The 17,021-nt window shown below is 60.5% G+C and carries 13 protein-coding genes, 1 tRNA gene and 1 pseudogene; 5 read left to right on the forward strand and 10 right to left on the reverse strand.

The window, feature by feature from the left end:
• Window positions 1-152 precede the first annotated feature (152 nt).
• From narI to AARI_RS02800, 4 genes and pseudogenes are all read right to left on the reverse strand, one after another.
• Entirely contained in the window at window positions 153-923 is a 771-nt protein-coding gene (narI, locus tag AARI_RS02785; protein WP_013347857.1) for a respiratory nitrate reductase subunit gamma, read from the reverse strand.
• Complete coding sequence (gene narJ, locus AARI_RS02790) at window positions 920-1,618, reverse strand: nitrate reductase molybdenum cofactor assembly chaperone (protein WP_013347858.1); 699 nt, start codon at window positions 1,616-1,618, stop codon at window positions 920-922. The genes narI and narJ overlap by 4 nt, the downstream gene beginning before the upstream one ends.
• On the reverse strand, window positions 1,615-3,252 hold the full coding sequence (gene narH, locus AARI_RS02795; RefSeq protein ID WP_013347859.1) for a nitrate reductase subunit beta: 1,638 nt from the start codon (window positions 3,250-3,252) through the stop codon (window positions 1,615-1,617). The genes narJ and narH overlap by 4 nt, the downstream gene beginning before the upstream one ends.
• A pseudogene (locus AARI_RS02800) lies at window positions 3,249-6,967 on the reverse strand (nitrate reductase subunit alpha). Before AARI_RS02800 ends, narH begins: the two are co-directional and overlap by 4 nt.
• A 366-nt stretch (window positions 6,968-7,333) precedes the next feature.
• On the opposite strand from AARI_RS02800, the gene AARI_RS02805 reads away from it, so the two are divergent.
• From AARI_RS02805 to AARI_RS02815, 3 genes are all read left to right on the forward strand, one after another.
• The gene (locus AARI_RS02805) at window positions 7,334-8,416 is read left to right on the forward strand and encodes an MFS transporter (RefSeq protein WP_226910602.1); all 1,083 of its coding nucleotides are present in this window, start codon (window positions 7,334-7,336) and stop codon (window positions 8,414-8,416) included.
• A gap of 79 nt (window positions 8,417-8,495) precedes the next feature.
• On the forward strand, window positions 8,496-9,038 hold the full coding sequence (locus AARI_RS02810) for a YaeQ family protein (RefSeq protein ID WP_013347861.1): 543 nt from the start codon (window positions 8,496-8,498) through the stop codon (window positions 9,036-9,038).
• Window positions 9,039-9,135: 97 nt separating this feature from the next.
• On the forward strand, window positions 9,136-10,212 hold the full coding sequence (locus AARI_RS02815; RefSeq protein ID WP_013347862.1) for a glycerophosphodiester phosphodiesterase family protein: 1,077 nt from the start codon (window positions 9,136-9,138) through the stop codon (window positions 10,210-10,212).
• Between the two features lie 271 nt (window positions 10,213-10,483).
• On the opposite strand, the gene AARI_RS19540 is transcribed toward AARI_RS02815, so the two are convergent.
• From AARI_RS19540 to tadA, 4 genes are all read right to left on the reverse strand, one after another.
• Window positions 10,484-10,756: a hypothetical protein gene (locus AARI_RS19540; RefSeq protein ID WP_146040999.1), complete on the reverse strand. Its 273-nt coding sequence runs from the start codon at window positions 10,754-10,756 to the stop codon at window positions 10,484-10,486.
• A gap of 42 nt (window positions 10,757-10,798) precedes the next feature.
• Window positions 10,799-11,191, reverse strand: a complete 393-nt coding sequence (locus tag AARI_RS02820; protein WP_013347863.1) for a hypothetical protein — start codon at window positions 11,189-11,191, stop codon at window positions 10,799-10,801.
• A 602-nt stretch (window positions 11,192-11,793) separates the two neighbouring features.
• Window positions 11,794-11,884: transfer RNA gene (locus AARI_RS02825), tRNA-Ser, on the reverse strand.
• 94 nt (window positions 11,885-11,978) lie between these two features.
• On the reverse strand, window positions 11,979-12,455 hold the full coding sequence (gene tadA / locus AARI_RS02830) for a tRNA adenosine(34) deaminase TadA (protein WP_013347864.1): 477 nt from the start codon (window positions 12,453-12,455) through the stop codon (window positions 11,979-11,981).
• Window positions 12,456-12,624: 169 nt separating this feature from the next.
• Here tadA and upp point away from each other — a divergent pair, with 169 nt between their 5' ends.
• On the forward strand, window positions 12,625-13,272 hold the full coding sequence (upp, locus tag AARI_RS02835) for a uracil phosphoribosyltransferase (RefSeq protein ID WP_013347865.1): 648 nt from the start codon (window positions 12,625-12,627) through the stop codon (window positions 13,270-13,272).
• A gap of 36 nt (window positions 13,273-13,308) precedes the next feature.
• Here the strand turns inward: upp and AARI_RS02840 are convergent, their stop codons facing one another.
• Together AARI_RS02840 and AARI_RS02845 are read right to left on the reverse strand one after the other, a co-directional pair.
• On the reverse strand, window positions 13,309-14,820 hold the full coding sequence (locus AARI_RS02840) for a sensor histidine kinase (RefSeq protein ID WP_013347866.1): 1,512 nt from the start codon (window positions 14,818-14,820) through the stop codon (window positions 13,309-13,311).
• Window positions 14,817-15,557, reverse strand: a complete 741-nt coding sequence (locus tag AARI_RS02845) for a response regulator transcription factor (RefSeq protein ID WP_013347867.1) — start codon at window positions 15,555-15,557, stop codon at window positions 14,817-14,819. Before AARI_RS02845 ends, AARI_RS02840 begins: the two co-directional genes overlap by 4 nt.
• A 614-nt stretch (window positions 15,558-16,171) precedes the next feature.
• On the opposite strand from AARI_RS02845, the gene AARI_RS02850 reads away from it, so the two are divergent.
• Entirely contained in the window at window positions 16,172-16,957 is a 786-nt protein-coding gene (locus tag AARI_RS02850) for a winged helix-turn-helix domain-containing protein (protein ID WP_013347868.1), read from the forward strand.
• Window positions 16,958-17,021 lie beyond the last annotated feature (64 nt).

A 17,021-nucleotide genomic window follows, 5' to 3' on the forward strand; every position in this document is an offset into this window, starting at 1 on the left:
TTCGCCATGGGCCTGTTTCCCGGCAAACCTGGAATAGGCCTATAGCCCCGGCGCCAGCATTGCCGCTGCAGGCAACCAGGCAAGGCCTATTCCAAAACCACGGATATGAGCCGAGGCCCTTGTGCACCGCAGTGCCGCTTTCTTCAGGCGCATTAGCGGTTGGAGCCGCGCTTGCCTCGCGGCTGCGGAGCGGCAACCGGATCCCAGCCGCGGCGCACCGGACGCGAGCCGGCGCCGCGCGATTCATCACGCGAGCGGTAGACGATATACGGGCGGAAAAAGTACGGGATCGGCGCGGAGAACACGTGGACCAGCCGGGTGAAAGGCCACAGCGCGAACAGCACGCACGCGGTCGCCACATGCAGCTGGAAGAACAGCGGAACCTCCACCATCATTTCCGGATGGGGCTGGAAGATGATCATCTGGCGGATCCATGGCGAAATGGATTCGCGGTAGGAATAGCCCGGCCCGAAGACCTGGTAGACCAGCGTGGCCAGCGTGCCGAAGCCCAAGGTGGCTCCGAGGAAGACGTACATGACCTTGTCCATGACCGTGGTGGCCAGGAAGACCGGGCCGACGGTACGGCGGCGGTAGATCAGGATGATCAGGCCCGCCACGGTCAGGATCGCCGCTGCCGTACCCATCCAGGTAGCCCCGAGGTGGTAGATGTGCTCATTGACGCCAATGGCGTAGAGCCATTCGCGGGGAATCAGCAGGCCCACCACGTGTCCGGCGATCACCATCAGGATGCCGAAGTGGAACATCGGCGACCCCCAGCGCAGCAGGCGGTTCTCATAGGTCTGGCTGGACCGCGTGGTCCAGCCGAACTTGTCGTAGCGGTAGCGCCAGATATGCCCGACGATGAATACCACCGCCGCGGCATAGGGCAGCACCACCCACAGCAGAATCGCTGATGTACTCATCCGTTCCCCCTCGGGCTGAATGGCGGTAGATTTCCCAAGAATGACAATCCGACCGTTTCAGTCGGAGGGCCCTCGCTGACCAAGGCCAGCACCCGCTCTTGGGTTTCCTGATCCACTGGCGGCAGCGACAGCGTGATGCTGCGGATCAATCCAGCCCAGTGGCTGCCCATGGATTCCAGTGCCGTGCGCAGCACTTCGATGCCCTCGATATGCGAGGACAGCAACGCCTCGGCAATCGGGTCATCGCAGCGCGCCGAGAACTCCAGCACCGCCGGCAGGTAGTCCGGCAATTCATCGGCATCGAATTCCCACCCGGTGGCCCGGTAAGCCTCCAGGAAGGTGACCAGGGCCGTGCCGCGCTTGCGGGTGTCCCCGGTGGCGAAGTAGCTCAGGTACAGGCTGCATTTGCGCTTCAAATCGAAGGTCTGCACGTACAGGCGCTGCACCTGCGTAGATCCCAGCGACCGGGAGGCTTCAATGAAGTCGGCCAACAGCTGGGCGATCGGCGCCGGAACACTGCCCAGGTGGGTTTCGAGCTCATCGAGCCGCGCGAACCACTTCTGGTCGGGGTAATCGAGTAGCAGCGAGGCGAGCGTGTGCACCCGGGCGCGCTCAGCACGCTTCATGGCCACCGGCTCCAAGGTGCCGGCAAGCTTGCGGCGCGGGGTTGCGCGGTTGAACAGTCGCGGGATCATTTGCCATCCTCTGGTGGGAACAGGCCTTCAGGGGTGCCATTGCCATCCCAGTTCAGCAGGTTGACCCGGCCCGGGGTGGAGGGACGGTCCGAAGTCTGGCGGTTCTTCAACGACTGGAAGTTCTCCACCGCCACCGGAACCGACTCGCCCGAAGAGGAGCCGAACGGGCCGGCCCCGCCCATGCCAGGACCGCCCTCGAAGTCCAGCGAGCAGCCCATTTCCTCAAGGTCGTGGGCCTGCTCGGCGTGGGCCGGCGGAATGACATAGCGTTCCTCGTACTTGGCGATGGCCAGCAGCCGGTACATCTCCTCCATCTGCGGCCCGCTCATGCCCACCGCTTCGGTGATCGACTCGTCGCGGCGATCGGACATGGACACCCCGCGCATGTAGGAGCGCATGGCGGCCAGCTTGCGCAGCGAGAGGTCCACCGGGGCGGTGTCGCCCGCGGAGAACAGCTCGGCCAGGTAGCCGATCGGGATGCGCAGCTTGTCGATGGCGGCAAAGAGGTTATCGGCATCTTCGCCGTCATTGCCGGTATTGGTGACTACGTCCACCACCGGGGACAGCGGCGGGATGTACCAGACCATGGGCATGGTGCGGTATTCGGGGTGCAGCGGCAGCGCGATCTCGTAATCGCGGATCAGCTTCCAGATGGGGCTGGCCTGGGCCGACTCTATCCAGTCCTCGGGAATGCCACCGGCCCGTGCCGCCTCGATGACCGCAGGATCGTGCGGATCAAGCAGCACGCCGCGCTGGGCGTCAAGCAGATCGTGCTCGTCTTCGACGCTGGCGGCCGCGGCTACCGCGTCGGCATCGTAGAGCACCAGGCCCAGGTAGCGCAGGCGTCCCACGCAGGTTTCGGCGCAGACCGTGGGCAGGCCCACCTCGATGCGCGGGTAGCAGAACGTGCACTTCTCGGCTTTGCCCGTGCGGTGGTTGAAATACACCTTCTTGTACGGGCAACCCGAAACGCACATGCGCCAGCCGCGGCAGGCGTCCTGGTCCACCAGCACGATGCCGTCCTCGGCGCGCTTGTACATCGCACCCGAAGGGCAAGAAGCGACGCAGGAAGGGTTCAGGCAGTGCTCGCAGATGCGCGGCAGGTAGAACATGAAGGCCTTCTCGTACTCGGCCTTCACCTCTTCGCTCATCTTGGCCAGCAGCGGGTCCTGGTCCATGGTCTCCAGCGAACCGCCCAGGTTGTCATCCCAATTGGCGGACCAGCCGATCTTCATGTCCTTGCCGGTGAGCAGCGACTTCGGGGTGGCCACCGGGGTGTGCTCGCCGGAGGGCGAGTTCAGCAGCATGTCGTAGTCGTAGGTCCATGGCTCGTAGTAGTCGTGGATCTCGGGCAGCTTCGGGTTGGAGAAGATGCGGCTGAGCTTCTTGAAGCGGCCGCCATCGCGCAGCGTCAGCCGTCCGCGCTTGTTCAGCGTCCAGCCGCCGCGCCACTTCTCCTGGTCTTCGTAGGTGCGCGGGTAGCCGACCCCGGGACGGGTTTCGACATTGTTGAACCACACGTATTCCACGCCGGTGCGGTTGGTCCACGCCTGCTTGCACGTCACCGAGCAGGTGTGGCAGCCGATGCACTTGTCCAGGTTCATCACCATGGACATCTGGGCCATGACCTTCATCGGTACTGTACCTCCTGGTTGCGGCGGCGGATCGTGGTGACCTCATCGCGCTGGTTTCCGGTGGGGCCGAGGTAATTGAAGGCCCAGGCCAGCTGGCCGTAGCCTCCGATCAGATGGCTTGGTTTCATCAGGATGCGCGTGAGCGAATTGTGGATGCCGCCGCGCTTGCCGCTGGTTTCGGCCAGCGGCACGTCCACGGTGCGGTCCTTGGCGTGGTACATGAACACGGTGCCCTCTGGCATGCGGTGCGAGACGATGGCACGGGCCACCACCACGCCGTTGCGGTTGTAGGACTCGATCCACTCGTTATCGCGCACCCCGATCTTCGCCGCGTCCTGCGGCGACATCCAGATGGTGGGGCCGCCGCGGGAGAGCGAGAGCATGAACAGGTTGTCCTGGTACTCGGAGTGGATGGACCATTTGGAGTGCGGGGTCAGGTAGCGCACCGCTACTTCGGCATTGCCCGACTCGTGCATGCTGGTGGTGCCCAGCTTCGCGTCGTTGAACAACCGGTGCATGTCCAGCGGCGGACGGTAGATCGGCAGATTCTCGCCCAGCTCCGACATCCAGTCGTGGTCCAGGTAGAAGTGCATGCGCCCGGTCAGCGTGTGGAATGGCTTCAGATGCTCCACGTTGATGGCGAACGCGGTGTAGCGCCGGCCGCCGTGCTCGGAGCCGGACCACTCCGGGGAGGTGATCACGCTGCGCGGCTGGACCTGCACATCGTGGAAGGAGATCCGCGAACCCTCATGCTCTTCGGAGAGGAAGGCCATCTTCTGCCCGGTGTGCTCTTCGAGCTGCCGGAATCCGGTGGTCGCCAGGCGCCCATTGGAGGTGCCCGAGAAGGCGAGGATCATCTCGCAGGCCTTCTTGTCGGTATCCAGCAGCACCGAGCCGGTGGACGAGACGCCGTTGAGGTGCTTGAGCGTTTCGATCTCCGGGGCCACCTGGTAGTTGATGCCCTTGGTGACCATGCCCAGCTTTTCGGTCAACGGGCCCAGGGTGCTCCACTGCGCGTAGAGGTTCGGGTAGTCGCGCTCCACGACCTTCAGCTTGGCCATGGTCAGCCCCGGCACCAATGGCGCGCCCTGGGCAACCTGGCCCTTGACGGTGGCCATGGCATCGGGGGTGTCATGCTGCAGTGGGGAAGCGACCAGGTCCTTGCGCTTGCCCAGGTGCTTGGCGGCGTACTGCCCGAAGCGCTTGGCCATCTGACCGAATAATTCGAAGTCGGTCTTGGTCTGCCACGGCGGGGCGATGGCAGGGTTGAAGGAGTGGATGAACGGGTGCATGTCCGTGGAGGACAAATCGTACTTCTCGTACCAGGTGGCGGCCGGGAAGACCAGGTCGGAGAACAAGGTGGTGCTGGTCATGCGGAAATCCGCGGTGGCCAGCAAGTCCAGCTTTCCTTCCGGCGCTTCATCATGCCAGGCCATGTCCACCGGGCGGTGGCCTTCAGCGGCTTCCGGGGCGCGCACCGAGGCGTCGGTGCCCAGAAGGTGCTTGAGGAAGTACTCATTGCCCTTGCCGGAGGAACCGAGGATGTTCGCGCGCCAGATCAGCGCCACACGCGGGAAGTTCTCCGGTGAATCCGGGTCCTCGCAGGCGTAGGCCAGCGTCTTGTCGTTCAGCGAATCCACCACATGCTGCGCCGGGTCCTTGCCGGCCGCTTCAGCCTCGTCCACCAGATCCAGCGGGTTGCGGTTGAACGTCGGGTAGTCCGGCATCCATCCGCGCTTGATCGAATCGACCAGGCAGTCCGCGGTGGTGCGCCCGTCGAATTGGCCCTTGGCCAGAGGGGATGCCAGCTGGTTGGCCGGCAGCCCGTCGTAGCGCCACTGGTCAGTGGCCAGGTACCAGAAGGCGGTGCCGATGGTGTGGCGCGGTGGGCGGTTCCAGTCACCGGCCGAAGCGTATTGCTGGTAGCCGGTGAGCGGACGGACCTTTTCCTGGCCCACGTAGTGGGCCCAGCCCCCGCCATTGACGCCCTGGCAACCGGTCATCATGGTCAGCGCCAGGAAGGTGCGGTAGATGGTGTCGGAGTGGAACCAGTGGTTGGTGCCGGCCCCCATCAGGATCATCGAGCGGCCGCCGGATTTCTCGGCGGTGTCGGCGAATTCGCGGGCAATGCGGATGGCTTGCTCCGGCGGGACACCGGTGTGCTCTTCCTGCCAGCCCGGGGTGCCCGGGGTGCTGGCATCCATGAAGTCCGCCGGCCACTGGCCAGACAGGGATCCGCGGCCCACGCCGTACTGGGCGAGCATCAAGTCGAAGACCGTGGTCAGCGTCTTGCCGGCGAGCTGCACTACCGGCACTCCGCGCTGCACCACTCCCGAGCCTCCGGCATGCTCCTGCCCGGCTCCGGAGTCAGGTCGAAGCGCGGAAGGCTGATCTCGACTGCTGCGCCGTCCCAGTTTTCCAGGTCCATGACCGACAGGGCAGGGGTGATGTCTCCCAGGTCGAGGTTCCATTGGCCCTTGTCCTTCTCGGAGTACCGGTGTCCCAGGGTGCCGCGGGGAACGCGGGCGGTGCCGCTGGTATCCAGCAAGGCGGGCTTGAAATCGGCATTGTCTTCTGCCTCCAGGCCCAGGTCTGCCGCGGTGAGGAACTTGCCGGGCACCGGGGTGCCGGTAGCCGTATCGATTTCCACCAGGAAGGGGGAATCGGTGTAGGTGCGCATGTAGTCCTCGAAAGGTTTGGTGCGCTTTTCGACGTAGTGTTCCTTGAGGATCACATGGCCCATGGACAGGCCCAGGGCCGCATCGGTGCCTGGCTGCAAAGCCACCCACTCGTCGGCGAATTTGGTGTTATCGGTGTAGTCCGGGGAGACCGTGACGACCTTGGTGCCCTTGTAGCGCGCTTCGGCCATGAAGTGCGCATCGGGGGTGCGGGTGACCGGGACGTTGGAACCCCACATGATCAGGTACTGCGAGTTCCACCAGTCAGCGGATTCGGGCACGTCGGTCTGGTCGCCGAAGACCTGCGGGCTGGCCACCGGCAGGTCGGCATACCAGTCGTAGAAGGAGAGCATGGTGCCGCCGATGAGGTTCATGTAGCGCGAACCGGCGCCGTGCGAAACCATGGACATGGCCGGGATCGGGGAGAAGCCGGCAATGCGGTCCGGACCGTACTTCTTCACCGAGTAGACCTGGGCTGCCGTGGATATTTCCAGTGCTTCATCCCAGGTGGTGCGGATCAGCCCGCCCTTGCCGCGGGCTTTCTTGTAGCGCTTGGCCTTGGTTGGATCCTCGACGATCGATGCCCAGGCATCTACGGGATCCGGATGCGCCTTCTTGGCTGCACGGTAGAGGTCGGCCAGCACGTCGCGGATGTAGGGGAAGCGTACGCGCGTTGGCGAGTAGGTGTACCAGCTGAACGCCGCACCGCGAGGGCAGCCACGCGGTTCGTACTCCGGAGAGTCAGGTCCTACGGAAGGATAATCGGTCTGCTGGGTTTCCCAGGTGATGATGCCGTCTTTGACGTAGACCTTCCACGAGCAGGAGCCGGTGCAGTTCACTCCGTGAGTAGAACGCACCACCTTGTCGTGCGACCACCGGTCGCGATAGAAGACGTCGCCCTTGCGTCCGCCGGAGAGAAACATTGCTCGCAAATCTTCACTGGTTTCACCGCGGCGAAGGAACTTTCCCATCGAGAGCAGTGAATCAGCAAGTGGTCCGTCGGTTGCCGGCTGTGTGTGGTTGGGCCGATCGCTCATTGCTGGCTCTTTCTAACTGTGGCTAGTCCTCCAAGCTTCGTCTTTTGGGTGTGAACTTTCAAGAGCGTTTTTCAAATTTATCCTTAATATCTTTCCCAGTCACGGCTTAGATAATCTACTGCCACGTCACTTCCATTTCTATGGCGGAGAGGAATAGACTGCGATTCGAAAGGCCGATTGGCCATGGACCGACCCATTGCCCGTGGAGGGTTTCAATGAGCACAGGAACCACAGCAGCAACCGATATGCAGGGCCCCGACCTTCGTGGGGGATTGTTCCAATTAGTGCTGGCCACCCTTGCCAGCGCCGTGGGTTTCTGGGCATGGATGCTCATTTCCCCCAATTCAGCGTTTCTACGCCGAGGGAATGGACCTCAGCGAGGGGCAAGTCTCCTTGATGCTGGCCACTCCGGTGCTGGTGGGCGCCCTCGGGCGTATCTTCACCGGTGCGCTGACCGACCGGTTCGGTGCTCGGAAGATGTTCACCGTCGTGCTCCTGGCGACGGTGCCGGCGGTATTGCTGGTGGCGCTCGCCGGTAGCATTGGAAGTTTCGCGCTGCTGATCATTGCCGGCACCTATTTGGGCGTCGGCGGGTCGATTTTCGCCGTTGGTGTTCCCTTTGCCAGCGCCTGGTACCCGCCGCATAAGCGTGGTTTTGCCAATGGCGTGTTCGGCATGGGCATGATCGGCACCGCCATTTCAGCGTTCCAGACTCCGCGGCTGCTGCAGAGCTTCGGATACTGGGGAACGCACCTGTTCCTCGCCGGCCTCTTGGTAGTGACCGCCGCGCTGGTCTGGTTCCTCATGCGCGAATCCCCGGCGTGGAAGCCGAATAACCAGCCGCTGTTTCCCAAGGTCTTCGGTGCGCTCAAGTTGGCCATCACTTGGGAGATGGCCTTCCTCTACGGCATTGTCTTCGGCGGCTTCGTTGCCTTCTCGACCTTCCTTCCCAAGTACCTGATGACCATCTACCCGGAGAATGTGGATCCGATTGGTGCCGGTACCCGTACGGCGCTCTTCGCTCTCGCCGCGGTGATCGCGCGCCCGATTGGCGGCGTGCTGGCCGATAAGTTCGGACCGAAGATCATTGCACTGATTTCCCTGGCCGGCATCGTGTCGCTGGCCTACATTGTCGGACAGCAGCCTTCCGAAGGCATCCTCACCGGCGTCACCTTCATCCTCATGGCATCGGCCATGGGCCTGGGCATGGGCGCGGTATTCGCCTGGATCGGTCCATCGACGCCTCCGGAAAAGGTCGGTGCCGTCTCCGGGGTGGTCGCTGCCGCTGGCGGCTTGGGCGGTTATTTCCCTCCGCTGGCAATGGGCATGACGTACCATGCAGAGACCAATTCCTATGCGTTGGGCCTCTGGCTGCTGGTACTCGTGGGAACTTTCGCCCTGGTGGTCGCGGGCATGCTGCGCGGCACCAGGGGCCGCGGCGGCATGTAGTGCGCAGCCGCGCAGGCAAGGCTCCTGCGAGCAACTAGGGGTCAGTCGGCCCAGCCTGTTCACGGTAAACTCGTGAACTATGGCTATCGGCGCGACTATACACACCTTTGAAGTTCAACTTGCTGATGTAGATCGTGGGGTTTACGAGGATCTTTCGTTGCGTGTTGCGCAGCATCCCTCGGAAACCGATGCCTACATGGTCACCCGGGTGCTGGCCTACTGCCTCGAATTGGAAGAAGGCATCGCATTCTCTGCCGGAGGCGTTTCCACCGGGGAGGAGCCAGCCATTCTGGTCAAGGACCTCACCGGACTCATTACCGCTTGGATCGAAGTAGGCGCTCCGGACGCGCAACGTCTGCATTTGGGCAGCAAGCGCGCCGATCGTGCCGCTGTCTATACGCACCGCGACCCCGCCAAGCTGCTGGCCACCTGGCGCGGAAAAACCATTCACCGTTCGCAGGATATCGTGGTGCGTTCTTTCGACTCCAAGTTCATCGACGCCGCCGCGCAAGCGCTGACTCGCCGGAATACCATGTCCCTGTCGGTAACCGAAGGCCAGATCTATCTTGAGCTGAACGGGACGAATTTGGAAACACAGATCAGCACGCATGAGATTGAGTAGAAAAGCTTAATCTCTGATTCAACTGAGAGTGAGCTCGCTGTCACCAGCGTGCAGAAGCATCGTCGGTGTCCACCAATGACACCGACGGAAGTGCTCCATGAAACTGCGCAATATCACTTTTGGCACAGCAACCCTGGCTTTGGCCGTCACCATGGCAATGCCGGCTGTCGCCGCCCAGATCGAACCAACCGGCGCTGACCCGCTGCTGATCGGCCACCGCGGAGCTGCAGGCGTGGCACCGGAGAACACGCTTCCTGCAATCAAGGCAGGCAGCCAGTCCGGCGCCGAATTCACCGAAATCGACGTGCAGCTGTCCAAGGACGGGGTTCCGTTCATCTTCCACGATTCCACCGCATCGCGCACCACGAACATCGCCGAGGTTTTCCCTGAACGCGTGGACGACCCCATCACATCGTTCACTTGGGACGAACTGCAGCAGCTCGATGCCGGCTCATACTTCTCAGAGGAGTTCGAAGGAACCAAGATCCCGCATTTCGATGAGGTTCCAGGCGCTCTGACCGATGACACCGGCGTCTTCATCGAGATCAAGGATCCAGCCAAGTCCCCAGGGGTGGAAAAGCTGGTTGCCGACGCATTGGCTCAGAATCCTGAATGGAAGGAGCTTGCCGACGCGAACAAGATCGAGGTGCTTGGTTTCGACGCCGTGTCCAACCAGCGCTTTGCCCAGATCGCTCCGGAAGTTCCACTCCAGCAGCTATCCGGCACGGTTCCGTCCGTTGCGGAACTGGCCAACTACGCCAGCTATGCGGACTCCTTCGGCACGAGCTACCGCACGCTTGATGCGGCCGGTGCACAGCGTGTGAAAGACGCAGGCTTGGGCCTTGGCGTCTATACCGTGAACGCCGACGCGGCAGCTGACGAAGCGCTGGCCCTGGGCGTCGAGCGAATCACCGGGGACTTCCCGCAGCAGATCAACCGCCACCTGGATGGCCAGAAGATCTTCCCAGCCAATAATGGCGTGATCATTGCCGACTCCATCAACGATGTTCCAGGCAGCGACACGACCCCTGAGAAGGGTGAACACGTCATTCTGGAGAATACCGGCAAGCGCACCATTGATGTCAGCGGAAACATTCTTCGCGATGCAGCCAATAACATCTTGGAAATCGGCGAAGGCTACGAGCTTGAGCCAGGCCAGAAACTGCGCGTTTAGTCGGGCCCTGGCACCAAAAGCGAGGATGCGTTCTACGTTGATGGCGCTGGCATCCTGAACAACGGCGGCGACTCGCTGGCGCTGTGGGATGCCAAGGGCAAGCTCGCAGATACTTTCGCGAACTAGTTCCAGGCAAAGCAAAACCCCGGGAATCATTGATTCCCGGGGTTTTCTTGGCGGTGACGGGTACAACAATCCCCACGATTTGAATGATCCTGGCGATTGTTGCCAAGTCTTTTTGAAATTCAAGAGTCGTAAGACCGGAAGAAGACTATTTTCCTCGGCCTTCTACCGCGCGGACTGCTTCAACCAGGGACGCGCTTGGATTCGACTTTCTATAGTCGCGGATTTGCTTGATTTCATTTTTCGAATGTTTTGTCGAGCCCCGTTCAGGGCCCTGAGCGTTTGTGGCTGTCGACGGTAAAAGCAAAACCAACAATGCGGCTACCGCGAGCCCTGCAGCAATTTGCCACGCGCTCATAACCAATGCAACGGTAGCCAAAATTGATAAAGTGGCCGATCCGAAGAGACGAAAATTCTTCATCTTTCAGTTCCTTCCGGTTGTGTCATTAGTGTAGGAGGCGGGCTATTTCCACACTTTAGGGCAAGCGCCAACGATTCCTGGGATTCCCGCAAGCTCTGCAACTAGTGAAGCAAGGGCCGTGACGGCAGCCTCACCCTTTTCGGCTGCGGTTCCAGCCCCGACGAGTAGTTTGGCAGATTTCCAAACACCGCCTAATTCTTTGATGAGCGCTTTTATCCTTATGAGCTTCACAGCAGGTACAGCGAACCCAAGTACCGCTGTTCCAAGAGCTTGAGCGCATTTCGCAGTGTTGCCCCAGTCGATTCCGGCCGCCTGCGCTAGCTCGAATTTCGAAGAATTGTTCTGCTCCGCAACGTTTACTGAGTTGAGATACTGTTCCAGAGCCTTGTCAGAAACTAAGGCGGAGTCGGGAATTTCTTCCATGACTTCCAGCATGTCGACCACTTCGGAAAATCTGATTCTTGAGGGTCTGTGATGGCTTGGGGTGCGGTCGTTGACAATGTTTCTTGGGTGCTCGCCGAAGCTGGTGTGACTATTCCAAATGCTGCGAAGGCCAAACTCACGACAACGGTACAGGCGATTGAAGCTTTAAAATTTCTTGCCATTTGAAGACCTTTTAATTCGTGTGCTCTATCTGTGGCATCGGAGCAATGCTGCACTCCCCAGCGAGGTGGAGGGGCAGTCCGCCAACGATGATCCGCAAATCTTAGAACAATTTAAAACCGTAGTTGCGAGAAATAGGGCAAGTCAACCATTTAATCCGCATACTTTAGTAGGAGGGGGGTGCGCGATCAGAGCAATTTCTGTGTCACCTTCACTACAAAATCTCAGGGGAACTAGAGCGCAAGGCGAGGTCGCAGAGAGTTCGCCCATGGAATCAGCCAGAATAGATGTTGCCCACTGACGAATCTGATGCAGGAGCATATAAGACGGCCTCAATGAATACCTTCTCGGATTCTTGTTGCACGACCGGTCGTTCGGGGTATGGCAAAGACCCCGAAGTCCTTGATAATTCAAGGGCTCCGGGGCCTTGGCTCTGGCGGTGACGGTGGGATTTGAACCCACGGTACGGGGTTACCGTACACAACATTTCGAGTGTTGCACCTTCGGCCGCTCGGACACGTCACCAGACCTGATAACTCTATAACGAACATCAGGTGAAAACAAAAACGGGAGCCGGATTTTTGGCCTGAAGTGTTCCGAAACACATCAAAGCCGGAAATTAGGCTCGCTTGCCGCGGAAGAACTCACGCAGCAGCTCTGCGCACTCCTCTTCCTTCACCCGCGAGTAGACCTCGACCCAGTGGTTCAGCCGAGGTTCCCGGACGATATCGAAGACCGAGCCGCATGCTCCGGCCTTCTCGTCCCAGGCGCCGAAGACCAGCTTGGGGATGCGCGAGAGCACGATGGCCCCGGCGCACATGGCACAGGGCTCGAGTGTCACCACCAGCGTGCAGTCCGAGAGCCGCCAGCCGTCATCTTCGCCTTTGGCTTCCAGAGCCTTGACGGCGTTGCGGATGGCAACCACTTCGGCATGGGCCGTGGGGTCGTTGCCTGCCTCGCGCTCGTTGCGGCCGGTGGCCAGAACTTCGCCGGCGGGGGAGAGGATGACTGCGCCGATGGGCACGTCATCGGTGGCTAGCGCCGCGCGCGCTTCGGCCAGAGCCAGGTCCATCCAGGTTTCAAATTCGTGCACCATAGTATTTTCACTTTACGTGTTTTTCCTTGTCCGCAGGGCCGTTCCAGTGTGGTGCACCGCGCACTGTGCAGAAGTTTGCTGTTTCGTTGGGCACACCAGAGTGATTTAAGGGCGGGAAAACGGGGATTTCTCTCGAGTTGGGCGAGGCGGTGCTGATAGATTTCTACTTATGCGCGTACAGGTAGTCGACCACCCACTGGTGGCACACAAGGTTTCGGTTCTTCGTGATAAGAACACCCCATCCTCCATTTTCCGCCAGCTGACCGATGAGCTGGTCACGCTGCTGGCATATGAGGCCACTCGCGAGGTGAAGACCGAAAGCGTCCAGGTGCAGACTCCGGTTGCCACCACTATCGGTACCGCCATCGCCAAGCCAACCCCGCTGGTAGTGCCAATCCTGCGTGCTGGCCTGGGCATGCTCGAAGGCATGACCCGTCTGGTTCCAACCGCAGAGGTTGGCTTCCTGGGCATGGCCCGCAATGAGGAAACCCTCGACATCATTACCTACGCCGACCGCGTGCCAAACGATCTGACCGGCCGCCAGGTCTTCGTGCTCGACCCGATGCTGGCCACCGGCGGCACCTTGGCTGAAGCCATCAAGTTCATCTTCGACCGCGGCGCAGATTCGGTGACTTGCATCTGCCTCATCGCGGCTCCTGAGGGCGTTGCCCGCCTGGAAGAAATCCACGGCGATGACGATCGCGTGCACGTGGTGCTCGCGAACCTGGACGAGAAGCTCAACGAAAAGTCCTACATCATCCCAGGTCTGGGCGATGCCGGTGACCGTCTTTACGGTGTAACCCCGCCGATTGCCTAACTGGCAAAGATGCGATGTGCCCAAGGGCTGCGGTGATTACACCGCAGCCTTTGGCATTTCTTCAGCGATTTCCGGATCGATCAGCGGCAAGCGGACCTCGAAGACCGTGTCACCTGGTTTGGATGCCACGGTGATCTTGCCGCCATGGGCTTCGACGATGCTCTTGGCGATCGGCAAGCCCAAGCCGGTAGTGCCATCGGAGCCTGAGCGGGCCTTGTCAGCACGGGTGAAACGCTCAAAGACTCGTGGCAGGAATTCCGGTGCGATGCCTTCTCCGGTGTCGTGCACCCTCAGGATTGCTTCATCGGTCTGATCATCCTGGTCCACCGACACCGTGACAGTGTTTCCGGCAGTGGTGTGCTTGCGGGCGTTGGCCAGGAGATTGGTGATTACCCGACGCAGGGAGGCTGAATCAGCATGGATGATGGTCTGCGGCGTCCGGCAGTCGAAAATCCAGTGATGGTCGCTGGCGGTGAGCTTGAAGTCTTCAGTGATATCCGCAGTCAGTTCGCACAAGTCCACTTCACTGCGTTTGAAGGCATTCTCTTCGTCCAAGCGAGCCAGGAGCAATAGGCTTTCCACCAGCGAGCTCATGCGCGCGCTTTGCTGCAGTACCCGGTCCACCGAGCGTTGTCCGTCGGGGGAGAAGTGCTCGGTAGCCGAGAGCAGCTCGGTGTAGCCGCGGATCGCTGAAAGCGGGGTGCGCAGCTCGTGCGAAGCGTCGGCGACAAACTGGCGCATCTGGGCTTGGGACTTTTCGCGGGAGGTCAGTGCGGTTGAGACATTGCTGATCATCGCGTTCAACGCATTGCCGACATTGCCCACTTCCGTGCCGGGAATTGCATCTTGTGCAGGCACTCGCTGGGCTAGATCCACCTTGCCTGAATCAAGTTCTTCTGCAGCAACCGAAGCAGCCACCGTAGCCACGCGTTTCAGCGAAGCCAGCGAGCGTGAGATCAGCCAGGAACCAGCCAAACCGGCACCGGCAATCAGGATCAACGCAATGAACAGCGTTAGCCAAGCCATGCCGCGCAAGGCCAGATCGGTGCTGTGCAAGGGCAGGCCGACAATCAAAATGCCGTTGGAACCTGAATCCTTGACGGCGACCAGATAGTAGTCGCCCACGGTCAAATGCGCGCGAACCGGCTTGAACGGCCCGCCTTCACGCAGCGTGCTCAGCTCAAGATCCACCATCGGGATGGCGTCTTCCTGGCTCAGCTGTTCCAAGACGCCGGTGCGTTCATCGAGCACACCGCCGTTGAAGACATACTTGTCGACGAAGCGGGCGGTCAGCGTGCCGGCGGCTTGGCCGGGAGCATCAAGCCGAGAGTTCACCGCTGGCGCGCCCTGCGAATAATTCAGGGCGCGTTCGGTGGCCAGGCGCAGCTGGCTGTTGAGCTGGTCCATCAAGGTCTGGCGCATGCCGGCGTTATAGAGCAGGCCGAGCAAGACGGACACAGCGGTTACCGAGGTCAGCAGGATGAGCAGCAGCTTGCGCTGGAGCGCATGCGGAGAGCTCACCTTGGTATTCGGGGAGAAGAAACTCATGCCGCCGGCTTCAATACGTAGCCGACGCCACGCACGGTATGGATCATGGGTTCTGCATCAACATCGATCTTCTTGCGCAGGTAGGAGATATACAGCTCGACGATGTTGGCCTGGCCATCAAAGTCGTAGTGCCATACGTTATCCAGGATCTGCGACTTGGAAACCACGCGGCGGGCGTTGTTCATCAGGTAGCTGAGCAGATCGAATTCGGTGGCGGTCAGCGAAATCTCGCGGCCTGCCCGGGAGACATCATGCGAGTCCGTATTCAGCACCAGGTCACCAACGACCAATTCGGCGGAGTCGGCGGTGGCCGCGCCGGAACGTTCCACCAGGCGGTGCAAGCGGATCAGGACCTCTTCGAGGCTGAAGGGCTTGGCCACGTAATCGTCAGCTCCGGCGCCCAAGCCTTCGATGCGATCTTCCACCGCGTCCTTGGCGGTGAGGAACAGAACCGGGATTTCGGGGAAATGGGTGCGTACCTTGCGCAGGACCTCGGGGCCGTCAAAGCCTGGCAGCATCCAGTCCAGCACCAGAACATCTGGAGCCAATGAGCGGGCGGTAGCTACGGCCTCTGGTCCGTCGTGGGCCATTGTGGCTTCCCAGCCCAGCATGCGGGTTCCCATGGCGACCAATTCCGCAAGCGAAGGTTCATCATCGACCACCAGAACTTTGATTGCTGTGCCATCGGGATGGGTTAGTCGAGGCAGCTGCGAAGGGGAAAATCGAGATTCATTCATGTATTCAGCTTCTCCTATTGCCTTGGGCCGAGAATATGTTTTAGCTGTGTGCCAGCTATGACTGCAAGTCGATTTTATGCGGGAGAAACCCGAACCGATAGTGGTTAATTTGGTCAACCCCGAGTAAGGGCGAATGTTTGGAGTGTGGACGGTCTATAGCGCTGAATGGATATTCGCACCTCGGAATGGAGTGGGCGCAATGTCCAGAATTCGGCAGATTGTTGAACATATTGTTTAGTTAAGCGCTTAGGTATTCAAGAATTGCCTAAAGTGTCTTATGTCACGTTTGGGAAGATGTGTCTCACTATGTGGACGCGGGCGTTCATTGTTACTTGCAAGTTGCCAATGTTACGAGGAAACTAGAGGTGTGAGTACGGCGCAGAACAGTAAAAGCAGTTCGAGAGTCATCCTCGAATTGTCCGGAATTGTTGCCAACGAATGCTCGGCGTCACCGGCCTGCAAGTCGAATTATGCGTGATTAGTAATTCCGAATTTGGAAGACGGTGACGGGAAACCCAACTGCTGAACGTGGACGAAGGCCGCGAACAGCGCAAGCAAAACCCGAAGCATGAGCGCCAAACCACTTGGCCTTCGCACTAAAAGAGGAAAAGATTATGTCGGCTGGATCCGGATACGTCCACGTTTCAATTCGCAATGCACAGAACCGCGCAGCTGCTGCGCAGCGTGCAGCTTCTGGTAACTATGCTCCAGCGGGCTATCGCCCACTGCGCGCAGTTTCCACCGCTCATGAAACTCGTGAACCGATGCATTCGTCGACCACTGCTCCAGTGCAGTCAACTGGACAGCCAAGTACTGATACCTCCGCCCGAGGATTCGTGCTCTACGTGGGTTTGGATGAAACCACCGCGCAAGCACAGGGCACTTCGCTGGGCAAGCTGGCCACTCAGGTACGCGCTTTCTTGGCTACCTTGTCTCCGCAGGCGCAGACCCACGCTGCGGTAGCGCTGGCTCCAACCAGCGCGCAGGGTGATCCAATTGACGTCGTCCGCCAGGCCCTGGGCGACCCAACCGTATCGCGTCGTCCACGCGCCGAGGCTCGTCCATCGACCCCACGCCCATCGGGTGTGCTGATCGACCTGTCGCGCCGCGAAGTGTACCTGGATGGCGAAACCCTGAACCTGACTTTCAAGGAATTCGAGCTGCTGAACTTCCTGGTGGAAAACGGCACCCGTACCGTTGGCCGCGAAGAACTGCTGGAAAACCTGTGGCGCAATGCCGAAGAGGTCCCTAACGAGCGCACCATCGACGTGCACATCCGACGCCTGCGCTCCAAGCTGGGACGCCTGGCGAACACCGTACGCACCGTGCGCGGCCAGGGTTACCGCTTCTACGAGCACCCAGAAGTTGTCGTCTGGGCCGCCCCGGAATACTCCATCTAGCATCAGCGCATGGCGATGGCGGGTGAATCAAGTTCGGTTCACCCGCCATCGCTGTCTTAGGCTG

Origin of the sequence: Glutamicibacter arilaitensis Re117 (assembly GCF_000197735.1) — a bacterium.
Taxonomy (GTDB): Bacteria; Actinomycetota; Actinomycetes; order Actinomycetales; family Micrococcaceae; genus Glutamicibacter; species Glutamicibacter arilaitensis.

Bases quoted from the DNA above. Each gene is read 5' to 3' on its own strand.
- narI (WP_013347857.1), bottom strand. From the start codon at position 923: ATGAGTACATCAGCGATTCTGCTGTGGGTGGTGCTGCCCTATGCCGCG.
- narJ (WP_013347858.1), bottom strand. From the start codon at position 1,618: ATGATCCCGCGACTGTTCAACCGCGCAACCCCGCGCCGCAAGCTTGCC.
- narH (WP_013347859.1), bottom strand. From the start codon at position 3,252: ATGAAGGTCATGGCCCAGATGTCCATGGTGATGAACCTGGACAAGTGC.
- AARI_RS02805 (WP_226910602.1), top strand. From the start codon at position 7,334: ATGGACCTCAGCGAGGGGCAAGTCTCCTTGATGCTGGCCACTCCGGTG.
- AARI_RS02810 (WP_013347861.1), top strand. From the start codon at position 8,496: ATGGCTATCGGCGCGACTATACACACCTTTGAAGTTCAACTTGCTGAT.
- AARI_RS02815 (WP_013347862.1), top strand. From the start codon at position 9,136: ATGAAACTGCGCAATATCACTTTTGGCACAGCAACCCTGGCTTTGGCC.
- AARI_RS19540 (WP_146040999.1), bottom strand. From the start codon at position 10,756: ATGAAGAATTTTCGTCTCTTCGGATCGGCCACTTTATCAATTTTGGCT.
- AARI_RS02820 (WP_013347863.1), bottom strand. From the start codon at position 11,191: ATGCTGGAAGTCATGGAAGAAATTCCCGACTCCGCCTTAGTTTCTGAC.
- tadA (WP_013347864.1), bottom strand. From the start codon at position 12,455: ATGGTGCACGAATTTGAAACCTGGATGGACCTGGCTCTGGCCGAAGCG.
- upp (WP_013347865.1), top strand. From the start codon at position 12,625: ATGCGCGTACAGGTAGTCGACCACCCACTGGTGGCACACAAGGTTTCG.
- AARI_RS02840 (WP_013347866.1), bottom strand. From the start codon at position 14,820: ATGAGTTTCTTCTCCCCGAATACCAAGGTGAGCTCTCCGCATGCGCTC.
- AARI_RS02845 (WP_013347867.1), bottom strand. From the start codon at position 15,557: ATGAATGAATCTCGATTTTCCCCTTCGCAGCTGCCTCGACTAACCCAT.
- AARI_RS02850 (WP_013347868.1), top strand. From the start codon at position 16,172: ATGTCGGCTGGATCCGGATACGTCCACGTTTCAATTCGCAATGCACAG.